Here is a 1,582-nt window from a genome sequence, read left to right on the forward strand (position 1 = left end):
CGCTCGAACACCGCCTCCACCGTGACCGGAAGGCACCCGGGCTCGTGCACGCGTCGGCGGGGCTCGCCCTCGGTCTCGCCGCCGGTGCGGCCGTGCGCTCGACCACCCTCGCGACGACGTCGGCCGTAGCGGGACGGGCGCTCTCGACGTCGGCGACCGATGTCGGCCGTGCTCTCGACGAGGGTGACCTTGATCGCGCCCGCGGGCTCCTGCCGGCTCTGGTGGGCCGCGATCCCAGCGGCCTCGACGCCGGCGAAGTTGCACGCGCCACGATCGAGTCGGTGGCCGAGAACACGGTGGATGCGGTCGTCGCCCCTGCGATGTGGGCCGCCTTGGCCGGGGCGCCGGGTGCCCTCGCTTGCCGGGCTGTCAACACCCTCGACTCCATGGTCGGCCATCGCTCCCCTCGCTACGCGAATTACGGGTGGGCCAGCGCCCGGCTGGACGACCTCGTGGCCTGGGTGCCGGCGCGGCTGACCGCCCTCCTGGTCGGCCTCGTCCGACCGCGGGCCGCCAGGCCCATCTGGCTCGCGGTGCGCGACCAGGCACCGGCGCACCCTTCGCCGAACGCAGGCGTGTCGGAGGCGGCCTTTGCCGCGGCGCTGGGTCTCCGCCTGGGCGGACTGAACCGCTACGGCGAGCGGACCGAGGAGCGTGTCGTTCTCGGGACCGGCCGGTTGCCGCAGCCGAGCGATATCGACGCCGCGGTTCGCCTCTCGCGCGACGTCACCGCGGCGCTGGCCACGCTCTTGGTTGGTCTCGGCCTGGCGCGCTGGTGGGTGGAACGGTGACCACGCCCTCGATCCCCGCAGCCGGTGCGCATGGGGGCGACGGCCCCGCCGTCGCGCGGGCGCTTGGCCTTGCACCCGGAGAGCTTCTCGACCTGTCGCTCTCGCTGAACCCGCTGGCGCCGGACCCCAGGCCGGTGGTCGCGCGGCATCTTGATGCGTTGCGTGCCTACCCGGACACGACGGAGGCGACCGCCGCCCTGGCGAAGGCGATGGGCGTGGCGGCCGATCGGTTGCTGCTGACCAACGGGGGCGCAGAGGCGATTGCGCTGCTCGCAGCAGAAGTGGGCGGCCGCGTCGACGAGCCGGAGTTCTCACTCCACCCCCGCGGCGGCGGCCCGCGGTGGCGCTCGAACCCCCACAGCCCGAGCGGGATGTTGGCCGGGGCCGACGAGACGGCTGACGTCTGGGACGAGGCGTTCTTCCCATTGGCGGCGGGTCGATGGACCCGGGGCGACCGCGTGCCCGTCGTGGGCTCGCTCACCAAGCTGCTGGCCTGCCCCGGTCTTCGCGCCGGGTATCTGTTGGCCGACCCCCGCCTCGTCGAACGCTGCCGCGCCAGGCAGCCCGCGTGGTCCGTGGGCAGCTTGGCCTCGACGGCGTTACCCGAGCTCCTCGCTGCGGTCGACCTCCCCGTCTGGCGCGACGGGGTCGCCAGCCTCCGCGATCGCCTGGGCGATGTGCTGGCAACGCACGGGCTCAGCGCGCGTCCCTCCGACGCCAACTGGGTGCTCGTCGAGGCCCCCGGGCTCCGCGAAGCGCTCGCGCCCCACGGCGTCGTCGTGCGCGACTGC

Annotated in this window: 2 protein-coding genes; both read left to right on the forward strand. The window is 74.4% G+C overall.

Going from position 1 to position 1,582, the window contains the following annotated elements; all coding sequences use genetic code 11:
- Nucleotides 1-92: 92 nt before the first annotated feature.
- The gene (gene cbiB / locus VG869_14920) at nucleotides 93-791 is read left to right on the forward strand and encodes an adenosylcobinamide-phosphate synthase CbiB (GenBank protein HEV3452476.1); all 699 of its coding nucleotides are present in this window, start codon (nucleotides 93-95) and stop codon (nucleotides 789-791) included.
- A partial coding sequence (locus tag VG869_14925; GenBank protein ID HEV3452477.1) for an aminotransferase class I/II-fold pyridoxal phosphate-dependent enzyme occupies nucleotides 788-1,582 on the forward strand: 795 nt, incomplete at its 3' end. The genes cbiB and VG869_14925, both read left to right, overlap by 4 nt.

It is taken from the genome of Acidimicrobiia bacterium (assembly GCA_035948415.1).
In the GTDB taxonomy this organism is placed as follows: Bacteria; Actinomycetota; Acidimicrobiia; order IMCC26256; family PALSA-555; genus PALSA-555.